We start from the raw sequence: 16,104 nt of genomic DNA, 5'->3' as shown, positions 1-16,104 counted from the left end.
CCCGCGGTCACGGAGCGCGCGAGAACCGCAGCCTTGCGCATCGGGCGACGCAACCGCCGCGTCGACGTGCGATGCCTGCTAGAAACGTCACGTGATGGTGGTGCACGTGTTCGTGGAAGCGATCCGCGCGCCGTTGGTGTGCACCGCGGGCGCCGCGACGCTGGACGAGGCGGTGCGCGTGCTCGATGACGGGGAGATCGCCCGCATGCGCACGCTCGCGTTCGAGGCCGATCGTCTGCGGTACGCCGCGGCGCACCTCTTGCTGCGGCGTGCGTTGACGCAGCTGCAACCCGGCCGCGAGGCCCACGCGTGGCGGTTCGTGCGGGGCCCGTACGACCGCCCCGTGCTGCACCCCAGCCATCCCGAGCGCGTGAGCTTCAGCCTCACCCACACCGCGGGCGTGGTGGCCTGTGCGGTTGCCGATGCGACGCTCGAGGTCGGGATCGATGCGGAGTCGTTCACCCGTGCAGCGCCGCTCGAGCTGGCGGCCGCGAAGTTCGCCGCCGCCGAGCGCGAGTGGCTCGCGGTGCACGACGGCGAGGCGCGTGCGCGTGCGTTCTACGAGCTGTGGACCCTCAAAGAGGCCTACCTCAAGGCCCGCGGCCTCGGACTGGCGCTGCCGCTCGATTCGCTGACGGTGGTGCCGGGTGATCCGCCGCGCATCGAACTCGCCGCAGAGCTCCACGACGATGCCGCGCGCTGGTCACTGTCGCTGCGTCGCCATGCCGATGCGGTGGTGGCGATCGCCGTCGGCCGCCGCACGGCTGCACAGCCGCCGCCGCGGCTCGTCTGGCACCCCGGGTGACACGGCTTCGCCGGGGCCCGGCGTCACGCGCAGCCGAACTGCAGATCGGCAAGCACGCGCTCGTGCTCGGTCGCGACCGCGATCACGCCACGCTCGGCGAGGAAGGCATCGACCTGCGGCCACAGGCTCGCGGCCGCGCTGGTGCGGAAGAACCCGAAGTGGCCCACGTGATCGATCGGCAGTGAATCGACGCCGATGTGCCGGTGCTCGACATCGGCGGCCTGCCAGCGCTGCAGCAGCCATCGCACGTTGGCGGCCGGCGCGAACGCGTCGTCGTCGAACGTGAGCGCGAGCAGCGACCCGCGGTAGCTCGCCAGTGCGTCGCGCAGGTGGGGCAGCTCCGACAGCAGGTAGTCGGGCGAGGTGCACCACCGCGCCCACTGCAGCGCGACCCCGGGTGGCAGGTCCTCGCCGAGGCCCGCCCAGGCCGGCAGATGGCCGAAGCTGCGGACCATGCCGGGGATGACGCCGTGCATCAGCAGCCCCAGCCACAGCCGTCGCGGGCCCTCGAAGCGCCCGACCCAACCACCTTGCGCACCGACCGTGACGATCGCATCGGCGGCCGGCCGCAGCGCGGCCGCGATCTGCCCGCCGAAGCTGTGGCCGACGGCGACCAGCGGCACGCCGGTGCCGCGCCGCGCGACCCAGCGCTGCACCACCCGCGCGTCGTCGATCCAGTCCGACATCGTCACCGGGTCCTCCGACAACGGCATCGAACGCGAGGCTCCGACACCGCGATAGTCGTAGGTCACCACCGCGACCCCACGGGCGGCGAGGTGCTGCGCCCACGCGGCGTAGAAGCGCTGCGGCACCGCGGTGGCGCCGTGGATCACCACCCAGGCGCGCGGCTCGACGTTCGGCAGGTAGCGCGTCGCGCCCAGCGGGCGGTCGTCCAGCGCGGGGATCTCGAGCTCGTCGGAGCGGACCATGGAGTGGTTCTTGAACCCGAAGCCGCCCAGGCGCCCCCGAAAACCCGCGCAGACCGGGTCTGCGTCGATGCAGTCACCCAGCCCGCGACGGTGCCGTCCCTGCGGGGGCGGCTCACGCCACGTCGTCGGGGTCGTCGTCGCGCTCGCCGTGGGCGCGCAGCAACGAACCCAGCGCCCGACACAGGTCGGTCACCGTCACGATACCCGCGAGCTTGCCGTGCTTGGTCACGAGCGCAGAGCCGATGTGCAGGTCGGCGAGCCGGTCGGCGACCTGGTCGAGCCGCGCATCCACCTCGACCACGAACGGGTCGCGCGTGCACACCGACCACACCAGCAGCGGCACCGCAGACTCGCGCCCGCCGAGCACGTCGGTGGCCACGCCGATGTCCCGCGCCGAGACGATCCCGACCAGTGCGCCGTCGCGCATGACGGGCAGGTGATGGATGCCGTGCTCCTGCATCATCGCCCGTGCGACCGCGACGCTCTCGTCGGCCTGCACGGCGTAGGGGAAGGGTGTCATGGCCGTGAGCACGCTGCGGATCGGACGCGGCATGTCGCCATCATCCATCGGAACCCCGTCGCGCCGCTACGCCAAGTGTGCTGCGGTGGACGAACGCCGTGCTGCAGGGCTTGCGTGCGCGGCCGCCTCGCGCGTCAGAACACGCCGGGCCCGATCCGAAACGGTGGCCACGGTGGGGCCTGTTGCTCGAAGTAGTGCACGCGCGACACCGGCTCGCCTTCGTGCGCACGGGCCTCGACGTTGGCCAGCGCGTGCGCGTGCCACAGCGCGAACACGGCGTCGGGATCGTCGAGCCGGGGGTCGTCGGCCGCGAGCAGCAGGTGCTCGGCCATCAGGCGCCGTCGCAGGTCGGTGGCCAGCGCGGCGTCGACCACCACCGCGTTGATCTCGGCCTCGGTGCGGAACCCTCGATCGTTGACGTTGGCGCTGCCGACGGTGAACCACTCGTCGTCGATGATCATCACCTTCGCGTGGACGTCGATGGGCACCCATGTGCGGCCGCCCGCGGCGGGATCCGCCGCCACCAGCAGCCGCGTGAGCTGGAAGTCCGGGCGGGCAGTCCGGATGGCGGTCGCGGTGGCGGCGGTGTAGTAGCCGCTCGGATCGAGGAACGAGACCTCGCCGTCCTTGATGGGCCACGCCACCACCACGACGTGCAAGCGAGGGTTGCGAACGATCGCGCGCGCGATGGCCTCGCCGATCGCCGGGCTGCGAAAGTACTGGTTCTCGATGTAGATGTAGCGTCGCGCGTTGCGAATGGCGCGTTCGTAGGCGGCGAGGATGCCGTCCTCGCCGCCCGGTGTGGTGCGGACGATCTGCACCCACGTGTCGCCGGCGACGGCGTGGGCCGGCGCGGCGGCGTCGAGCTCGACGTTGGGATCGCTGCCCAGCCGGGTCCGGATCGCGTCGACCAGCCTCGCGGTCGGGCTCTTGCGCCGGGCCGCGAGCGACTGCTGCCAGCGCTGGGCGAAGTTGAGCACCAGGTCGCCGACCGCCGGCCCCTCGAGTCGCACCATCAGATCGTGGCGCGGCAGGAACGGCGGCAGCGACTGTCGTCGCACCGCGGCCTCGCGGGTCCAGGCATCGCTGCGATGGGGGAAGCGACGCGGGTCCCAGGGATCGTGGGCGGTGGTGTCCCAGTCGTTCTCCTTGATGTTCATGCCGCCGCAGAAGCCGATGCGACCGTCGACGGTGAGCGTCTTCTGGTGATAGCTGCCGGTGATGCCAGGGTGGTCCTGCTCGAGCACGTCGATGTTGTCGTGCCCGCGCCAGAACCACCGTCGCATCCAGCGATCGAGGATCGGCGTGTAGACCATGCCCCAGATCAACAGTCGCACGCGCGCCCCCGCGTGGGCGCGTCGCTCGAGGATTGCGCCCATGGTCTGCTCCGCGCGCGCGTCGGGCTCGGTCAGCGCGTCCGCAAGTGGCCGCCGTAGCTCGCTGTCGGGGCGGCACATCCAGGTCGCGATCTGGATCTCCTGCGTGGCGTGTTCGAGCGCGTCGGCGACGGCTGCCCATGCCGCCTCGCCGTCGACCAGGACCTCGACGCGATTGCCCCCGCGTGGCGGCGAGTAGGGGGCGATCGCTTCGGGGCTGGGCGGCGTGGCCTCGGGCGTCAGCGCGCCGGGCACGCTGGGGTGCGCGAACCAATCGAAGACGACGACACGGTTGCTGGGGCCGAGCGGATCATCGGCGAGCGCGACGGTGAACGAGACCGCGTCGGGCGTGGTCGCATCATCCATCGCGCGTCAGCTCCCGTGCGCGCGCCGCAGTGCGGTGGCGGTGTCGGCATCGAGCAGGCCGGTGTCCGGTAGCTGGGCCTGGCGCTGGAACGAGGCGATCGCCGAGCGCGTCATGGGCCCGGCGTCGCCGTCGACCGGCCCGGTGAAGAAGTTGAGGTGGTTGAGCCGTTCCTGCGCGCCGGCGACGGTCTCGGGCGCGGGCAGGCCACCGAGCGTCAGCGCGAAGCGTCGGTACGCCACCACCAGCTGGGCGGTGCGGGCCCCCGCCGGCACCCGCACCTGCAGCCGACCGCGCTCGTCGAGCGCGCCGTGCTCGGTCACGCCGTCGTCGAACTGCAGCGTGTACGGCCGATCCGCGAGCGCCGTGCCGGCGCTGTCGACCAACTCGAGGTTCAGCCACGACGTCGGCGGAGCTTCGATCGCAACGCTCACGCGCGCATGGTGGCAAACCCGGCGCGTGCTCGCCAGTGTCGAGCGTGGCGCGGCGTGGATCCCCCGCGCGTGGATCCGGGGGCGCGCCGCCGCTGCACCGCGCGAGCGGTGTTCGCCGCCCGTGCGCGCGCCGAACCGCCGTACTGGCCGATCGGACGCTGGCGCACCGCCGCGCGCGGGGATCGTGCCGACCACGATCGGCGCGCGCGGGCGCTTCAGGGTCGTCGTCGCTCGGGCGGCGGGGCCAGGCCGGCGACCTCGTCGGCCGTCAGGTCGCGCCAGCGGCCGCGCGCGAGCGTGCCGAGCTCGATGTGCATCACGCGGATGCGACGCAGCGCGACCACGCCGTGATCCAGCGTCGCGCACATGCGCCGGATCTGTCGATTGAGGCCCTGGGTGAGCACGATGTGGATCGTCTGCGGTCCGCTGCGCCAGACCCGGCAGGCGTGGGTCACCGCGTCGCCGATGTCGACGCCCGCGGCCATGCGCTGCACGAAGTCGTCGGTCACGCGGCGATCGACGCCGACCACGTACTCCTTCTCGTGGCCGTGCTCGGCCCGCAGCACCTCGTTGACGATGTCGCCGTCGTTGGTGAGCAAGATCAGACCTTCGGAGTCCTTGTCGAGACGGCCGATGGGGAAGATGCGCTCTTCGTGCCCGACGAAGTCGACGATGTTGCCGTGCACGTGGCGCTCGGTGGTGCACGTGATGCCGCCGGGCTTGTGGAGCGCGATGTAGACCGGGCGCTCGAGCTTGCGCGGACGTCCGACCGGCGCACCGTCGACGGTCACGACGTCGCCGTCGGCGACCTGTGTGCCGAGCACCGCGACCGCGCCGTTGACCTGCACGCGTCCCTGCGCAATGAGCGTGTCGGCGCCGCGCCGTGACCACGCGCCGCTCTCACCCAGGTACTTGTTGAGTCGCAAGGGGGCTCCGACCGCCGCGGAGTCTACCCAAGCGTGCGGCCCGACACGACCCGCACGCGCGTGACGAGGGTCCCGTTGCGCCGCGGTGGCTGCTACGCTGCCACTCGCCCCGCATGTCGTCGCCGCGCCTGCTGTTGTTGACGCCGCCGATGACGCAGCTCAACACGCCGTATCCCGCCACGGCCTACCTCATGGGCACGCTGCGACGTCATGCCCCCGAGATCGCGGTCGCGCAGGTCGATGGCAGCATCGAGCTGTTCCTGCGGTTGTTCTGCCGCGAAGGGATCGCGCGGGTGGTCGACGCACTGCCGGCCGCGCACGCCAGCGCGAGCGTGGCGTTCGTACGCGCCCACGGTGCCCGCTTTCGCGACAGCGTCGACGCGGTCGTGCGGTTCCTGCAGGGGCGCGATCCCACGCTGGCGCTGCGCATCGTCGGACGGGAGTGGTTGCCCGAGGGCCCGCGCTTCGCCGCGCTCGCGGCCGACGACGACGACGACGACCCCATGGCATGGGCCTTCGGCAACCTCGGCCTCGCCGATCGGGCCAAGCACCTCGCGAGCCTGTTCATCGACGATCTCGCCGACGCCATCCGCGAGGGCATCGATCCGCGCTTCGAGCTCTCGCGCTACGGCGAGACGCTGGCCTCGTCCGCGAGCAGCTTCGAGCCGATGTTGGCGGCGCTGCAGGGGCCGCCGACGCTGGTCGACGATCTGCTCGACGCGCTCTGTGGTGAGCTGTGCCCCGGCGCCGCGCCGGATCTCGTGGGCCTGTCGGTGCCGTTCCCCGGCAACCTCTACGGCGCACTCCGCATGGCGCGGGTGTTCCGCGCGCGCTGGCCGGGTGTGCGCATCGCGATGGGCGGTGGCTACGTCAACACCGAGCTGCGCGAGCTCGACGATCCGCGGCTGTTCGATTGGATCGACGACCTCACGTTCGACGACGGCGAGCGACCGCTGTTGGCGTTGCTCGGGCGCCTGTCGCAGCCCGACGCGCCGCTGCTGCGCACGATGCAGCGTCGCGGCGGCCGTGTGGTGATGCAGAGCGACCCCGCGCTCCACGACATCCCGCTGCGCGACGCCGGCACGCCCGACTACGAGGGGCTGCCGCTCGATCGCTACGTCTCGCTGTTCGAGATGCTGAACCCGATGCATCGCCTGTGGTCGGACGGGCGCTGGAACAAGCTCACCATCGCCCACGGCTGCTACTGGCGCCGCTGCAGCTTCTGCGACGTGACGCTCGACTACATCCAACGCTACGAGCCGGCCGCGGCGGACGTGTTGGTGGATCGCATCGAGCAGATCGTCGCGCAGACCGGCCAGACCGGCTTTCACTTCGTCGACGAAGCGGCGCCGCCGGCGGGGCTACGGGCGCTCGCCGAGCGACTGCGGGCGCGTCGCGTCGACATCACCTGGTGGGGCAACATCCGCTTCGAGAAGGCGTTCACGCCCGAGCTCGCCCGCGCGCTCGCGGCTGCGGGGTGCGTGGCAGTGAGCGGCGGTCTCGAGGTCGCCTCCGATCACCTGCTCGAGCGCATGAACAAGGGCGTGAGCGTGGCTCAGGTCGCGCGGGTCACCGATGCGTTCACACGCGCCGGCGTGATGGTGCACGCGTACCTCATGTACGGCTTCCCCGGCGAGACCGCGCAGGACACCATCGATGCGCTCGAGCGCGTGCGGCAGCTGTTCGCCGCCGGTTGCTTGCAGTCGGCGTTCTGGCACCGGTTCGCCGCCACCGCCCACAGCCCGATCGGGCGCGACCCGCAGACGTTCGGCATCCGTCTGCGCGCCGCGGCCCCCAGCGGTGCGCCACGCTTCGCCCGCAACGAGCTGCCCTTCTCCGATCCGACCGGCGTCGATCACGATGCGTTCGCCGCCGGACTGCGCGCCGCGGTCTACAACTACATGCACGGCCTGGGACTCGAGCGGGACGTTCGGACGTGGTTCACAGCCCCCGCGCAGGCGGCCGGACGCGATCGTGCCCACGGCGGTCGCGGCAGCCGGGCGCGCCGCCGCGAGGGCCCGTCGCTGCCCGCCCCCACCGTCGCCCCCGACGTCATCGCGCGTGCGCTCGCGCAGGGCTAGTACCTCGACACAGCGATTGTGACGGGCCATGACACCGCCCTGACCGCGCCTCGCTGCGTTGCCGCACCTTGAAATACGCCCGGTATTCCGGCGGCACGGCGCCTTGCGGAGTCGCGGCCATGACGGCGTTTCTGACCCATCACAATCCCTGTGTCGAGGTACTAGTCGAAGGCGGTGCGCCGCGGCTACGCTAGTTGTGTGATGGGCGTGCGTGGTGCCTCGATGGCGGTGGTGATCGCGTGCGCATGCACGCGCCCGAACCCGTTGTTCGGCGGCGGCGAGTCGGCCACCGGCGACGGCACCACGACCTCGCAGGGCAGCGGCTCGGCGACCGCGAGCGAGGCGAGCACCACGCCCGTCACGTCCGCGGACGCGTCGTCGGGCACCACCGGCGTCTCGTCGAGCACCACCGGGAGCGAAGACGGCAGCTCGGGTCACGCGGCCGACATGGGTCCGGCGTGCACGCTTCCCGAGCCGCTGGAGCTCGGCATCGCCGTGGTGCAGGACGGCGTCGACATCAACGCGTCGTGCGAGGTCCTCGAGCTGTACGGCGTGCTCGAGCGGGGAGTCGGCTCACTGAGCATCGTCGACTGCGGGGGCTGCGACCTGTGCGTCGGGAGTCCCTTCACCATCACCATCACCGGTGTCGCGCTGCCGGTGCTGCCCGAGTGCGCGCACGTCGTGCTGTGGGGCACGACCGTCGACAGCGTGTGCGCGTGGGAGGGGCTGGCGGTCTTCGACGACGGCGCCATGGAGCCCCACTACGTTCTCAGTCTGACGCAATCGCCGAGCGACATGGTCTTCCCCGGCTTCGCCGTCATGCCCCATGTGCTCGACGCCTGTCCGACGCCCAATTGCCCGGAGGCCGCGCTGCTGCGGCTCGATTTCCCCGGCAGCGGCGACACCACGATCGCGCCGGACGATGCGCCCAAGCCGATGGAGCTCGCCTTTCCGAACGCGCCGGCGGCCGCGAAGTGGATCGTCGACGATCTCCAGTCGATGCTTGCGCCCGATTGCCAGCGCCACGTCGCCTGGACCGCGACGCGCCCGTGACGTCGCTGCGACCGCGGCGCGGACCCGGGCGCGCGGCCGCCACCTCAACGCCGGGGCACCAGCAACGCGTCGAGCCCGAGCCAGCGCAGGCATGCGTTCGCGACCGCGGCGTCGTCCTCGAAGCCGTGGCTCGAGTCGAGGTCGGCCTCACCGTCGTGCTCGAGCACGAAGTACTCGATGGCCGCGTGCAGCACCGACTGCTGCACCCGTGTCATCGCGCCGTAGCCCGCCAGCGCCTTGTCGAGCCGCAGCGCGATGCTGTCGGCGAGCGAACTGTCGACGACGTCGCGTTCGCGCGCCGCATCTTCGACGTCGGCGCCCTGCACCGATAGCCGGTTGCGCAACCATGCCGCGGTCGCGGGCTCGGCGGGGAACGCTCGCGTGAATGTGCTGCGGGCCTCGCGGGGCAGCGCAGCCAGCAACACCGCAGGGATACCGTCGGAGCTCGCGTCGGTCATCGCCGCCAAGGTAGCCGCTTTGCCGTGCAGTGACCGCAATTGAAGAAGGGCCCGCGTTGGGGCCCTCTTCGACCAGTGCGGCCGCCGCGGCACCCCCTTTGGTGGTGCCGCGTCAGCGCTGGCGCATCACTGCGGGATGATGCAGATGCCGACGTTCTCGTAGCCGGGAGGGGCCTGGCCGGCGTCGTAGAACGGCGTGCACTCCTGGCCCTGGCCCATGCAGGTCGCGGCCGGATCGCTGGTGTCGCAGTACTCGCTGCAGCAGCCGGTCGAGCCCATGCAGTTCGGCACGGTCGCCGCGTCGGCGCAGAAGAGGCCCGGGTCGCAGACGTTCAGGAACTCGCAGGGGTCGCCGAAGCCACCGGTCTCGCCGCCCGCGTCGGGCGAGCAGAAGAAGCCGTTGGGCTCGGGGTAGCAAGCTTCCTCGGTGCCGCAGTCCTGCAGAAGAGGATCGCAGTAGGGCAGGCAGAGGATCAGCACGCCGTTGTTGGTGATGGAGCAGCCGGTGGCCGGGTCGGGGCAGACGGGCGCGGCCTCGGTGCCCATGCAGAAGCCGACGCAGGTGCCCATGTTGGTCTCGCCGTCGACGGCCCAGCACATCGAGCCGATGTCGCAGCTGTCGATGCCGCTGACGCCACTGCCCTCGACCGTGCAGGTGTCACCGACGGCGTCCGGCGCCGCGTCGAGCGGGCTGCATCGCGTGGCGTTCCACGAGTTGCCGCCGGCGTTGTCCCACGGCATGCACTTCTCGCCCTTCGGACAGTCCTGCGCCCAGACATCGCACTCGTTGCTCACACCGCCACCGTCGGGATCGATGATGAACACGCCGGCCGTTGCGCTTGCGGTCGCGTCGGTGGTCGTCGTGTCGTCGGACGCGGTGGTCATCGAGCCCATCGAGGGATCGTTGGAGGTGCCGGTGTCGCTCGCCGACGGATCGGTATCGGTATCGGTGTCGTCGGTCGTGTTGCTCTGCGTCGTCGAGGGCGACGTCGCAGAGGTCTCGTCGTTCTTCGGCGCACCGCAGGCCGCGAGGGCGAGTACGAGGGTGGTCGAAGCGAAGAGGGAACCGGTCTGGGCGATGGAGAGCGTCCGCATGGATCGGACTGTAGGCAGGTCTGCGCGCGGGAGACAACCAAATCCAACAAGCCTGGGATAAGGCGCGTGTGAACGGGGGTTATGCGGGATTTTGCGCGGCTGAGGCCACGGCGGCGCCGCGCTCGCCGATGCCGGCCCCGCGGGCCGCCGCGACGCGATGTCGTGGCCCGGGTCGACCGCGCGCCGCGATGGCGCGGGTCCGCGGCCGTGGCGATCGCCAAGCCCTCGCGACGCGTCACCCCAGGCCCCCTTGGCACGCACGTTGCTCTGTCGGGCATGCGATGCAGCAGCCAGCCCGACGACCGCTCCACAATTTCATCGCCGCCGCCTGCGTCGCGATCGGCATGCACGCTGGCGTGCTCGTGCACGCCCTGCTCGCGCCCGAGGTGCCGACGTCGGTCACGATCGGCCCGGTCTACGTGGGCTCGCCCCACGTCACCGCGACGACGCCGGCGCAGGGCCCGACGGCGGTGCACTGTCGCAGTCGCAACCGCTGCACCATCGATCGCGTGGCGCTGCTGCACGAGCCGATGCCGTTCGCCCGCGGCACCACGCTCGCGCCGGTCGCCGATGGCCTGCGGCTGCAGGGCGCCAACGGCCTGCTCACGCGGCTCGATCTCCGCGACGGCGACGTGCTGCAGACGCTCGACGGTCATCCGCTGCGCGATGGCGCCGATCTCGAGACTGCGATCGCCGGGCTCGGAGACGACGGCTTCACCTTCACGCTGCGTCGCGGACATCGACAGCTGCGCAAGCGCGTCGACTTCGCGCAGCCGTCGCTGCGCGTGAGCGTGTGAGCGCGCGAGCGCGGGCGCCGTCGGCTCACGGTGTCAGGCACACCGGCGTCTCGACGTCGAAGTGCCCCGGCACGACGGTGCCGTGGCCGAAGACGGCGGCCAGCAGGCCGCAGCGCTCGGGCTCGGTCTCGGCGTCGCAGTCGCGCGCGTAGGCTTCGACGAACGCGGGGCTCACGATGCGCTCGGGCTCGGGGGCGAGCGCGATCGAAGAGTACGCGGGCACGTCACCGAGCTGGAGCTCGAGTTGCTCGTCGAGGTGGCACAGCCCGCAGCCGTTCACGCCGCCGATCAAGACGTGGCGGTAGGGCTCCGCGTCGTCGATGGGGGCCTCGACGGGGAACCCGATCTCACCCTTGAGCGAGCGGCCGGGCGCGGTGAACTCGGCCAGCTCGAGGCCGTGCGAGCCGTCGCCGATCGGCACCACCGTCATGATCAGCGCGTCGCCCATGATGAACAGGCGGGGGCTGTCGGGATCCTCGCTGGGCTGGGCCGAGAACGGCGACACCGCGGCCACCAGCGACAGCGGTCGATCGAGCACCTCGAGCACGCACGTCAGCGTCACGGGCATCGGCAATGCGTTCACCAGCGCGACCACCTCGCCGATCGAATGCGGCGAGGTCGTCACGCCGTCGGGCCTGGCGCAGGTGGCTTCGACCTCGAACGGCGCCGGCGCTCCGGTGTCCGCGTCGTCGGAGGGCGCGCCACAAGCGAGCACGGCCACGCAGCACGTGAGCAGACCAGCCGCCCGTCGCCGCGGGTGCGTCGTGGATGCCGCCGCGCCCATCATCGCAGGCCACGATACACCCCTGTCTCACCGTTGTGCCCGCAGTCCCCGCGGGCCGCCGGCGCGGTCGCCCGCAACAAAACCATCGTCGGCGGGGTCGGAGCTCCAAGATGGGCACCTCGCGCCGGTCGACATGAGCTCCGCCCTCGCGCACTTGCAACACCCACGTGGCAGACTCGCCGCCAACGTGCGCATCGGCGAGGTCCTGGGCAGTGGCGCGGTCGGTCGGGTGGTCCGCATCGAGGGGGCCGAGCGCGCGCTGGCGGGCAAGATCCTCCACGCGTCGCACCGCGGCGACGCGGCCGCGCAGGCGCGGTTCGTCCAGGAGGCACGGGTTGCGGCGAGTCTGCGCCACCCGCACATCGTCGAGGTGCTCGGCATCGAGACCATCGAGGGCGAGTCGGTCTTGCTGATGGAGTTCGTCGACGGCCCGACACTCGCGCAGCTCGTCGCGCGTCGCGATCGCCTGCCCGAGCACGAGGTCATGGCGCTGCTGCGCGGCATCGCGGCGGGCCTGGCCCATGCCCACGAACACGGCGTCATCCACCGCGATCTCAAGCCCGCCAACGTCTTCGTCACCAGCGCGGGCGTGCCCAAGATCGGTGACTTCGGCATGGCCCGCGGCGCCTCGCTCGGTGACGGCGATCGCGACGCGCTGAGCGTGCTGGGCACGCCCGACTACATGGCCCCCGAGTGCCTCGACCCGCTCGCGGTCGATGGTCGCAGCGATCTCTACGCGCTCGGCTGCATCGCCTTCGAGTTGCTCACCGGCGCGCCGCCGTTCACCGGCGCCACCCCACACGCGGTGCTGCGAGCCCATCGCGACGACGATGCCCCGGCGCTGCCCGCCGAAATCACCGCCGGCCTGCGCGGTCTGGTCGCCTCGTTGCTCGCCAAGGCGCCCAGCGCTCGCCCGCAGGCGGCGGGGGCCGTGCTGGAGGCGCTCGATCGCTTGCTGGCCGGGGAGTCGATCTCGCTGGCGCTGCGCGACGACGGCGATCGTCCGCGCTGCGCCGCGTGTCTGCGTCCGCTGGTGCCGGGGGTGGCCGCGTGCCTGCACTGCGGGCGCGCGCTGCTGCGCCACGAGCCGGGTCGCTCGCGCGTGATCGTCACCGGGCCGGGCGAGGTCGGCGACAAGCTCGACAACACGCTGCGCCTGCGGCTGCACGCGTTCCTGCGCGACGAGCCGGGGCTGCGGCTGCAGGCCCGTCGCGCGCTGGAGAAGCGAATCCCCCGCCTGCCGTTCGTACTCGTCGATGGCCTCAGCGAGGCGCAGGCGGCCGCCGTCGCGACCGCGCTCGGATCGCTGGGCCTGCAGGCGCTCGCGACCGAGGCTGCCGCGCTGTCGCTGCCGGCGATGCGCCGCAAGGCGATGATGCTCAACGGTCGCGTCGCGCTCATCGTCGCGACCTCGAGCGCCGGCGTGATCCACTCGCTGCCGGGGCTCGGCGGCCTCGCGATCGCCGGCCTCGGCATGGTCTTCGGTGTGACCTTCGCGGCCGGTCGCACCGTCACCCGCGTCGCGAAGGGCGACACGCCAGTGCCGGCGGCGCTCGACGCCGCGCTGCAGCGGCTGGTCGCGGCGCTGCCGGCCGTGACCGCCGGCCGCCATCGCGACACCGTGCGGGCGGTGGCCGAGCGTGCCATCTCCCTGGCCCTGCGCCCGCAGCTGCGGGGCGACGAGCTCGTCGACGAGCTCGCGCGCGCGGTCGATGCCGCCACCGCGGCCGCGGGCACCCTCGATCGCCTCGACCGCTCGCTCGGCACCGGTCTGGGCGGTGGCACGCAGGCCGATCGCGAGCTGCTGCGCGAGCGCGACCTGTGGGCCGGCCGTCTGCAGCGCGTGCTCGCCGAGCTCGAGGCCATCGAGCTGCGCCTCGCCCGGGTGCACGCGCAGCACGATCGCGACGGCGACGACGCCCTCGCGGCCCTGCGGGGCCACGTCGAGGCGCTCGAGGAGGTGCAGTCGTGAGTGCCACCATCGCCGCCGCGGCGCCGCGCCCGATCGGCGCACCCTCCGGTCTCGAGCCGCTCACGGGCGCGCGCAGGGTCGGCAGCGAGCTGCGTTGGAGCGTGTCCTACGACGGTGTCGAGGCCAGCTTCGCGCAGCTGGCCCCCGAGCTCGCGCGCGATGCCACCGTGCGCGCACGCTTCGTGGACGACGTCGAGCGCATGGTCGCGCTCGACGTGCCCGCCCACGAGGCTCCGTTCGCCACCGGGCCCGCGCCCGATCCCCGCGACCCCGAGGCCGCTCCGCCGTGGCGCCTGCGTCGGCAGCCGCCCGGGGTCACGCTCGACGCATGGTTGCTCGAACACACGCCGGCGTCGATCGAGCGGGCGCTCGCGCTCGTGCGCGCCGTCGCGTCCGCGGTCGCGCAGGTCCACGCCCGCGGCTTCGTCATCCGCGATCTCCAGCCCCGTCACGTGGTGATTCAGACCGACGGCGACGCGGTGACGGCCGCGGTGCTGGTCGACATCGGCCTCTCGCGCACCGACACGCTGTCGAGTCGCACCGCCGCCAGCCTGCTGGTCGAGGACTCGCCGTACACCGCGCCCGAGTGCCTGCGACGCACCACCGTCGATCGCCGCGCCGATCTCTTCAGCCTCGGCGTGCTCGCCCACGTCGCGTTGACCGGGGTTGCGCCGTGGGGGGACGTCGGCGCCGTCACGCGCCCCGCGACACCGGCACCCGCGGCGAGCCAGCTGCGGCCCGAGCTCGGTGCCGTCATCGACGGCGCGATCGCGGCGGCGCTCTGCGAGGACCCGGATCGCCGACCCGCGAGCGTCGAGGACTGGCTGCAGCTGTTCGAAGGCGGGGCCGTGGTCGCGCTCGCGCACGTGCGCTGTCAGGCCTGCGGCGCCGACGTGCGTGCGGGCCAGCGGCTGTGCCTGTCGTGCGGACGCCAGGCCGTGCAGTTCGGCCACGCCGCGCCCGACAGCCTCGACGTCCAGATGCTGGTGTTGCCCAAGGCCAGCGAGGAGGCACAGTTCGCGCAGCGGCTGCGCGATGCTCTCGCGACCATCGCGGACGGCGAGCTACCGCCGCTCGACTTCCTGATCGGGGACGAGCGCATGTACTCCAAGCGCGAACGTCAGGCCCGCATCCGCCTGCCAGCCAAGCTGTTCGGCCGGCTCACGCCCGCGACCGCGACGCAGCTGCAGCGCTACTTCGAGGCGCGCGGCATCGCCACGCGCATCCGTCCCGATCGGCCGAGCACCCGCGCGCCGGTGGTCGCGGCCATCATCGGTGGCGCCGGGGCCCTCACCGCGGGTGCGGCCCTGCTCGCGGGCAACGGCATCCTCGCGATCTTCGTGCTGCTGTTGTCGTTCTCGGTCGCCTTCGCGTTCGCGCGCCGTCGTCGACGCCGCCGACCGAGCCCCGACCCGTTGCTGCGGTTGCGGGCCGCACCGGCCGCGCTGCCGGCCTCGGACCCGTGGGTCGCGCGCCTGGCCGCGCTGCTCACGGCCGACACCGCCGCCGACGTGCGCCCGCGGATCGCCCAGCTCGCGCTGGCGCTGCAGAACCTCGTCGACCATCGGCTCACGCACCATCGTGAGCGCGCCGAGATCGATCTGGTGACCGCGCCGATCGAGCGCTTGGTCGCGCTCATCGAGCGGGAGGCCGGGCGCGTGCACGAGATCGATCGCGAGCTCGCCACCCTCGACGAGGGCGCGCTCGTCCGCGCCATCGCACGCAGCGAGGCGCGTGCCGAGCCCGAGCACGAACGTGCGGCGATCCGCCTGCGACTGGCTCGCCTGCGCGTGCTCGAGGACGCCCGCGCGGCGGCGTTCGGTCGACTGCTCGACGGCGCGTCGCTGATCGAGCGCGCGGTGGCCATGGGTCTGCGGGTGCGCGACGAGGGCGTCGAGCACGAGCGCTGGGTTGCCGCAGCACTGCAGGCGTTGGACGGCGAGTGACGCGTCGCGCGGCACGCGGATGTCTCGCCGCCACGCGATCGATTGGACAGCCTCCGGCGGTTCGAGCCTGCAGCCGGTGCTGCACCGCCCCTGCAGCGGTGGCCAAACGGCCACGCGTGCCTTCGCTACGCTGCCGATGTGGGAGACGTGACCCTCTCGGGTTCGCCCGCACGACTCACCGTCGTGATGCGCGGCAAGCTGGATCAGACCACCGCCGTGGAGCTGCGCAGCAGCGTCTCGCGGTGGATCGAAGAGCGCGGTGAGCCGCCCGAGGTGTTGTTCGATCTGCGCGACGTCGAGGACTACGACATCCTCGGCCGCGGTGAGCTGGTCGCGATGCACGGTGCGCTCGCCAACGCGGGACGCCGCTGCGCCTACGTCACCACGCACCCGCGGATCCGCGGCCTCGCGATCCTCACGATCGGCGAGGTCGGTGACGCCGGGTCCCGTGCGGTCGCCACCCTCGAGCAGGGCGATGCGTGGCTGCGCCGCCGCGCGACCGCCGAGACGGCGATCGAGCAGGGCACCGACCCGCGCCGTCGCGGCTGACCCGACCCGCCAACG

15 protein-coding genes are annotated in these 16,104 nt (G+C 72.4%); 7 read left to right on the top strand and 8 right to left on the bottom strand.

All coding sequences use genetic code 11. The annotated features are described in order from the left end of the window. Positions 1-94: 94 nt before the first annotated feature. Positions 95-805, top strand: a complete 711-nt coding sequence (locus IPH07_18585; protein MBK6919406.1) for a 4'-phosphopantetheinyl transferase superfamily protein — start codon at positions 95-97, stop codon at positions 803-805. 23 nt (positions 806-828) lie between these two features. Here IPH07_18585 and IPH07_18580 read toward each other — a convergent pair whose 3' ends face one another. From IPH07_18580 to IPH07_18560, 5 genes are all read right to left on the bottom strand, one after another. After that, positions 829-1,734: an alpha/beta fold hydrolase gene (locus IPH07_18580; protein ID MBK6919405.1), complete on the bottom strand. Its 906-nt coding sequence runs from the start codon at positions 1,732-1,734 to the stop codon at positions 829-831. 112 nt (positions 1,735-1,846) lie between these two features. Further along, the gene (locus IPH07_18575) at positions 1,847-2,287 is read right to left on the bottom strand and encodes a CBS domain-containing protein (protein MBK6919404.1); all 441 of its coding nucleotides are present in this window, start codon (positions 2,285-2,287) and stop codon (positions 1,847-1,849) included. Between the two features lie 101 nt (positions 2,288-2,388). Next, positions 2,389-3,996, bottom strand: a complete 1,608-nt coding sequence (locus IPH07_18570) for a hypothetical protein (GenBank protein MBK6919403.1) — start codon at positions 3,994-3,996, stop codon at positions 2,389-2,391. Between the two features lie 6 nt (positions 3,997-4,002). Beyond that, entirely contained in the window at positions 4,003-4,428 is a 426-nt protein-coding gene (locus IPH07_18565) for a peptidoglycan-binding protein (protein MBK6919402.1), read from the bottom strand. Positions 4,429-4,643: 215 nt separating this feature from the next. Further along, entirely contained in the window at positions 4,644-5,354 is a 711-nt protein-coding gene (locus IPH07_18560) for a pseudouridine synthase (protein ID MBK6919401.1), read from the bottom strand. A gap of 113 nt (positions 5,355-5,467) precedes the next feature. Here IPH07_18560 and IPH07_18555 point away from each other — a divergent pair, with 113 nt between their 5' ends. Next, a complete protein-coding gene (locus IPH07_18555; GenBank protein ID MBK6919400.1) occupies positions 5,468-7,435 on the top strand; it encodes a radical SAM protein in 1,968 nt (655 codons plus the stop codon). 201 nt (positions 7,436-7,636) lie between these two features. Next, complete coding sequence (locus IPH07_18550; GenBank protein ID MBK6919399.1) at positions 7,637-8,488, top strand: hypothetical protein; 852 nt, start codon at positions 7,637-7,639, stop codon at positions 8,486-8,488. Between the two features lie 44 nt (positions 8,489-8,532). Here the strand turns inward: IPH07_18550 and IPH07_18545 are convergent, their stop codons facing one another. Then, entirely contained in the window at positions 8,533-8,946 is a 414-nt protein-coding gene (locus IPH07_18545; GenBank protein MBK6919398.1) for a hypothetical protein, read from the bottom strand. A 126-nt stretch (positions 8,947-9,072) separates the two neighbouring features. Beyond that, positions 9,073-10,041, bottom strand: coding sequence for a ribulose phosphate epimerase (locus IPH07_18540; protein MBK6919397.1), 969 nt, complete (start codon positions 10,039-10,041; stop codon positions 9,073-9,075). A 281-nt stretch (positions 10,042-10,322) separates the two neighbouring features. Here IPH07_18540 and IPH07_18535 point away from each other — a divergent pair, with 281 nt between their 5' ends. After that, on the top strand, positions 10,323-10,838 hold the full coding sequence (locus tag IPH07_18535; protein MBK6919396.1) for a hypothetical protein: 516 nt from the start codon (positions 10,323-10,325) through the stop codon (positions 10,836-10,838). 25 nt (positions 10,839-10,863) lie between these two features. On the opposite strand, the gene IPH07_18530 is transcribed toward IPH07_18535, so the two are convergent. Then, the gene (locus IPH07_18530) at positions 10,864-11,559 is read right to left on the bottom strand and encodes a hypothetical protein (protein ID MBK6919395.1); all 696 of its coding nucleotides are present in this window, start codon (positions 11,557-11,559) and stop codon (positions 10,864-10,866) included. Between the two features lie 217 nt (positions 11,560-11,776). Between IPH07_18530 and IPH07_18525 the strand changes: the two genes are divergently transcribed. The 3 genes from IPH07_18525 to IPH07_18515 all read left to right on the top strand — a co-directional run bounded on the left by IPH07_18525 (position 11,777) and on the right by IPH07_18515 (position 16,089). Further along, a complete protein-coding gene (locus IPH07_18525) occupies positions 11,777-13,594 on the top strand; it encodes a serine/threonine protein kinase (GenBank protein ID MBK6919394.1) in 1,818 nt (605 codons plus the stop codon). Beyond that, the gene (locus IPH07_18520; protein MBK6919393.1) at positions 13,591-15,540 is read left to right on the top strand and encodes a protein kinase; all 1,950 of its coding nucleotides are present in this window, start codon (positions 13,591-13,593) and stop codon (positions 15,538-15,540) included. The genes IPH07_18525 and IPH07_18520 overlap by 4 nt, the downstream gene beginning before the upstream one ends. Positions 15,541-15,687: 147 nt before the next feature. Beyond that, positions 15,688-16,089 (top strand): anti-sigma factor antagonist, encoded by a 402-nt coding sequence (locus tag IPH07_18515; protein MBK6919392.1) that lies wholly within the window; start codon positions 15,688-15,690, stop codon positions 16,087-16,089. Positions 16,090-16,104 lie beyond the last annotated feature (15 nt).

The organism is Deltaproteobacteria bacterium (assembly GCA_016709225.1).
GTDB lineage: Bacteria > Myxococcota_A > Polyangia > Nannocystales > Nannocystaceae > Xiheibacterium > Xiheibacterium phototrophicum.
The sequence above is the reverse complement of the archived record's forward strand: the minus strand, read 5'-3'. Positions and strand labels throughout refer to the sequence as shown.

Coding starts and splice junctions, on each gene's coding strand:
- IPH07_18550 (MBK6919399.1), top strand. CDS start 7,637: ATGGGCGTGCGTGGTGCCTCGATGGCGGTGGTGATCGCGTGCGCATGC.
- IPH07_18570 (MBK6919403.1), bottom strand. CDS start 3,996: ATGGATGATGCGACCACGCCCGACGCGGTCTCGTTCACCGTCGCGCTC.
- IPH07_18555 (MBK6919400.1), top strand. CDS start 5,468: ATGTCGTCGCCGCGCCTGCTGTTGTTGACGCCGCCGATGACGCAGCTC.
- IPH07_18540 (MBK6919397.1), bottom strand. CDS start 10,041: ATGCGGACGCTCTCCATCGCCCAGACCGGTTCCCTCTTCGCTTCGACC.
- IPH07_18580 (MBK6919405.1), bottom strand. CDS start 1,734: ATGGTCCGCTCCGACGAGCTCGAGATCCCCGCGCTGGACGACCGCCCG.
- IPH07_18535 (MBK6919396.1), top strand. CDS start 10,323: ATGCAGCAGCCAGCCCGACGACCGCTCCACAATTTCATCGCCGCCGCC.
- IPH07_18545 (MBK6919398.1), bottom strand. CDS start 8,946: ATGACCGACGCGAGCTCCGACGGTATCCCTGCGGTGTTGCTGGCTGCG.
- IPH07_18575 (MBK6919404.1), bottom strand. CDS start 2,287: ATGCCGCGTCCGATCCGCAGCGTGCTCACGGCCATGACACCCTTCCCC.
- IPH07_18585 (MBK6919406.1), top strand. CDS start 95: ATGGTGGTGCACGTGTTCGTGGAAGCGATCCGCGCGCCGTTGGTGTGC.